Origin of the sequence: Xanthomonas sp. 1678 (assembly GCF_031455575.1) — a bacterium.
Lineage (GTDB): Bacteria > Pseudomonadota > Gammaproteobacteria > Xanthomonadales > Xanthomonadaceae > Xanthomonas_A.
Genome location: NZ_JAVDSZ010000027.1, coordinates 1 through 5,221, shown reverse-complemented (window position 1 = coordinate 5,221; position 5,221 = coordinate 1). Strand labels below are relative to the sequence as shown.

1 protein-coding gene is annotated in these 5,221 nt (G+C 68.7%); it reads right to left on the bottom strand.

Annotation, left to right across the window (positions count from 1 at the left end; genetic code table 11):
• The coding region (locus tag J2Y70_RS22190) for a non-ribosomal peptide synthetase (RefSeq protein WP_309922706.1) at window positions 1-5,221 on the bottom strand (5,221 nt) is incomplete at both ends.

Genomic DNA, 5,221 nt, shown 5'->3' with positions numbered 1-5,221 from the left:
GCCGCGATGTGGTACGCCGCCCCCGCCGCCGCATCCAGCCGGTCCAGGAACCACAGCCGCTGCTGCGACCACGACAGCGGCAAGGCCTGCGAACGATCAGCGATTGCGATCGGTGGGGCCACCGTCGCCTGTGCCTGCGCGGCACGCTGCGCCATCCCCGTCAACGTCGGCTCGGCAAACAGCTCGCGCAGCGGCAACTCCACGCCCAATGCACCGCGCAGCCGCGATACCAGTTGCACCGCCAGCAGCGAGTGCCCGCCCAGTTCGAAGAAGTGGTCGTGCCGCCCAACCCGCTCCAGGCCCAGCAGTTCCTGCCACACCTGCGCGATCCCCGCTTCGGTCGGGCCCTGCGGGGCAACATACCCGCGCGTCACCACCGCGGCACCGTCGGCGGCCGGCAATGCCGCGCGATCCAGCTTGCCGTTGGTGGTCAGCGGCAATGCCTCCAGTTGCACGTAGGCTGCCGGTAGCATGTACTCGGGCAGGGTTTGCTGCAGCTGTGCCTTGAGCTGCAGCAGCAGGCCTTGCCACTGCTTCGAGCGCAACGGCGCGTTGGCTGCCGCATCGGCCGACAAAGCATCCCCCGCCAAGCCGCTCCATTCGATCCGCCCTGCCACGTCCGGCCGCCGTATCCATGCATGGTAGGCACCGTCGGCCGCGCCTGCCGCCCAACTCAGCTCCGCGGCGTACCCGTGCGTGGTGCAGTGCGCGTCGAGCGCATCGCAGGACACACCGGTCGCGTCCTGCGCCGCCACCTCCTCGCGCAATGCTTGCAGCGACAACCCCGCCTGCAGGCGTTGCGTGCCATGCGCAGCACCGCGCACTCGCGGATTGTCGATCGGTCCCAGGCACAGGTCCGATACGCCTTGCCGCGCCGCGGCCGTTACGTACTCCAGCAGTTGCGCCGCAGGCAGTCCACGGCAATCGCGCCAGGCGCCCGACGGCGCCGACGCCGCATCGCCATCGACCGTCAGCACCACGTCGTAACGATACGCCGACATCTCGTTCGTGTAGCGCGCCGCCTTGGGCATCACCTGTACATGGACATGGCGGCCCGTACGACGTTGCCAAGCGAAGAACCAGCGTGGATCGACCAGCAATTCCGGCTCGTCCTGCACCCTCTGTCGCACCAGCGTCGCCAGCTGCGCGACGCTGGTTCCCGCAGGCGCCTGATGCAGTTGCACCGACAAAGCGAACGCCTCGTGCAGGCCGTGGTGGCGGAGATCGCCAAGGAACACATGGCCGCCGCCGGTTACCCGCTCCAACAACCGCTCCAGCAGCGTTTCCAGATATCCCAGGTCCGGGAAGTACTGCACCACCGAGTTGAGTACCGCGGTATCGAACGGCTGCGTTCCCAGCGCTGCCAGCTGCAGCGCATCGGCATGCAGCAACCGTACCTTGGCGTGCAACTGCGGTTGCGCCGCCAGCTGCACCCCCAGCATCTCCAGGGTCCGTGCCGACAGGTCGGTGCCCACATACTCTTCGCACTGCGGCGCCAGCCGGCGCAGGATCATGCCCGTGCCGCAGCCGATTTCCAGCACCCGTCGTGGCGACAGCGCCTGCAGGCGCTCCAAGGTGGCGGACAGCCAGTCGTGCATCTGCTCCGGGGCGATCGGTTGGCGCGTATAGCTGCTATGCCAACCCATCAAGTCGGCACCCGCCTGCGTTTCCGCATGCGCCTGCTGCATCACCTGCCCGTCGAAAAGTTCCGACCAACTGCTCAGCTGCGACTGCCGCAAGGCATCCGCCTGTGCGGCCGCAGTTGCCGCGTCCACGTGCGGCACCACGTACGCGACCAGCCGCCGGTGGCTGTCTTCGCCCTGCGCCAGCACCACGGCCTCGCGGACCTGCGGATGCGCGCGCAGCGCCGCCTCGATCTCGCCCGGCTCGATGCGGAATCCGCGCAGCTTCACTTGGTGATCGGTACGACCGAGGTAGTCCAGCGCTCCGTCGGCGCGCCAGCGACCCTGGTCGCCGGTGCGGTACAGGCGGGCGTCGGGCACCGACGAGAACGGATCGGGCACGAAACGCTGCGCGGTCAGTTCCGCGCGGTTGAGGTAGCCGCGCGCCACCCCGGCACCACCGATGTACAACTCGCCGCGCACCCCGATCGGTACCGGCATGCCTGTGGCGTCCAGCACGTGGACCTGGGTGTTGGCGATCGGCCGGCCGATCGGAACGTGCCGGTCGTCGTGGCGCACCGCATGGACGGTGGCGCAGACCGTCGCCTCGGTCGGCCCATACGCGTTCAGGACCCGAAGCGAGCCGGCCCAGCGCCGGGCGAGGGCCAGCGGCAGCGCCTCGCCTGCGACGATCAGGGTCGTCAGCGTCTGCGACAGCGTCGCTTCGTCTATCACCTGCAGGGCCGAAGGCGGCAAGGTGACGTGGGTGATTGCATGACGCTCCAATGTCTGCGCCAGCGGCACCCCAGGATACAGCCGGTCCATCGGGGCAAGGCACAACCTCGCCCCCGCGCATAATGCGATGAAGATCTCCGATACGCTGGCATCGAACGACGGCGAAGCGAACTGCAGCACCCGGCTTCCGCAATCGATGGCGAACAGGTCGATCTGGGCCTGTACCAGATTGCACAACCCAGCGTGCTCGACCATCACCCCCTTCGGCTGGCCGGTGGAACCGGAGGTGTAGATCACATAGGCCAATCGGTCCGCGCCTGCATCGGTTGAATCCGGATCGGCGACATCCCCGACCGACAGGTCCAACTGCGCCAGGTCCAGCACAGCGCCCCCGCCCCAGCCGGCGACTGTTTGCGGCACATCGCCGGCCGTCAACATCGCCACTGGCGCACTATCCTCAAGCAGCCACGCCAGTCGCGTCGCCGGATAGGCCGGGTCCAGCGGCACGTACGCACCGCCTGCTTTCAAGATTCCCAGGATCCCTACCACCAGTTCCAGTCCGCGCGGCGCGCATAGCGCGACCCGTTGCTCCGGGCTCACGCCCAGCTTGCGCAACCGCTGCGCCAGGCGGCTGGCCTGTGCGTTGAGCTGCGCATAGCTCAGGGAGCGGTCTTCGAATACCGCCGCCACCGCCTCCGGTTGGCGCGCCGCCCAGTCCTCGAACCAGTGGTGGATCAGCGTGTGCGCCGGTTGCGCGGAGTGCATCGCGTTGAACCGTTCCAACTGTGCCTGCTCCTGCGCCGGCAGGATCGGCAGCTCGCGCAGTGGCCGCTGCGGCGCTTGCGCCAGCGCCTCCGTCAGCGAGGCCAGCGCGGTGCGCAGGTAAGCCAGCAGACGCTCGGCATCTACCGGGCGGACGCAGAGCGCCGACATGGCGAAGTCCTGACCCAGGTCGTCGATGGCGATCGCGATCGGATAGTTGGTGCGTTCCTCGCCGCCGACGATGCGGATGCCGTCCCAGAGCGCATGGCCGGACCTCGTTCCCTGGCCGGCGGGCATGACGTCCGGCCGCGAGTGCCGGTAGTTGAAGAGCGTGGTGAACAGGGGCAACGTCCGATCGACTCCGCTGCAGCGTTGCGCCAGCGCCAACGGCGCCTGTTCGTGCATCAGCAATTCGCCGAGTCGGCCATGGGTGTCGCGTACACATGCGTGTGCCGAAGCGTCGCGCAGCGGAATTCTTAACGGCAGAGTGTTGACGAACATGCCAGGAACCTGGGCGGCGCCGTCGCTCCCTGCACCGCGGCCCAGCAGCAACGTGCCGAACACGACATCGTCGCGATCGCTGCAGCGTGCCAGCACCTGCGCCCAGGCCACATGGAACAGCGTCGCGGGGCTTGTCGCGCAACGCCGCGCCTGCTCGCGTACCGCACGTGCAAGCGCCGGGTCCACAGCGACGCGTGCCTCGACCACGTCCGCGGCGTCCGCCTGCAGATCCAGCAGGTCGAACGGGGCGGTCGGCTCGGTCACGTCGTGCAACTTGGCACGGAAATAGCGCTCGTGCTCGGCTTGCGGCACCGCGCGGCTATGCGCGATGAAGTTTCGGTACGGCAGTGGCGGCGGCAAGGCCGACGCCTGTCCCTGCAGCAGCAAGCGGATCTCCGCCAGGATCAGCTCCAGCGTGACGTGGTCGCTCACCAGATGGTGGTTGAGCAGCGCGCACAGGTAACCGTCCGTGGCCGGATCGTCCATGACGTAGGCACGCAGCAGCGGAGCACGCCGTACGTCCATGCGCACGCGGCGCGGATCGGTGAGTTCTAGCAAGCGGTCCAGGGCCGCGCCCGGCGTGGCCGGCACGACCTTCTCCACCGCCAGCGGTGCCTGCCGCTGCACCACTTGCACCGGTTCGGGCAGGCCTTCCCAGTGCACCGCACTGCGCAGGACGTCATGTCGATCGATCACTCGCTGCAGCGCATCCAGGAACGCGTCCAGGCGAGTGCGGCTGTCCAGCGCCAGCACCGAGCGCAGCAGGTAGGTATCGCCATCTTCCTGCAGCAGATGGTGGAACAGCAGGCCTTCCTGCAGTGGCGACAGCGGGTAGATGTCCTGCACGTTGCTCGCACCACCGGGCACCGCCGCGACCAGCGCGTCGATCTGTGCCTGGTCCAGGTCCACCAGAGGCAGCAGGCCTGGGGTGATCCGGGCGCAATCGGCCGCGATACGGTTCGGCGGCAACGGCGAAGCATCCGGTGGCGGCGCGAGCGCTCGGATACGCTGCGCCAACTGCGCCACAGTCGGCGCCTCGAACAGGCTGCGCACATCCACGTGCACGCCACGCTCGCGCAGCCGCTCGATCATCACGACCACAAGCAGCGAGTGTCCGCCCAGTTCGAAGAAGTGGTCGTGCCGCCCGACCCGCTCCAGGCCCAGCAGTTCCTGCCACACCTGCGCGATCGCCGCTTCGGTCGGGCCCTGCGGCGCCACATAGTCCTTGCTCGCCACCGCGCTGCCGTCCACCGCCGGCAATGCCGCACGGTCCAGCTTGCCGTTGGCCGTCAGCGGCAGCGCCTCCAGCCACACGTACGCCGAGGGCACCATGTACTCCGGCAGCACCTGTTGCAGTTGGGCGCGCAATGTCGCCGCTGCCAGCTCCGCTTCCGCCGCGCCGACCAGGTAGGCCACCAGCCGCTTGTCGGTGCCCTCGCCCTGCGCCAGCACCACCGCCTCGCGCACCTGCGGATGCGCGCGCAGCGCGGTCTCGATCTCGCCCAGCTCGATGCGGAACCCGCGCACCTTCACCTGGTGGTCGTTGCGGCCCAGGAACTCGATCGTGCCATCCGCGCGCCAGCGGCCTTGGTCGCCGGTCC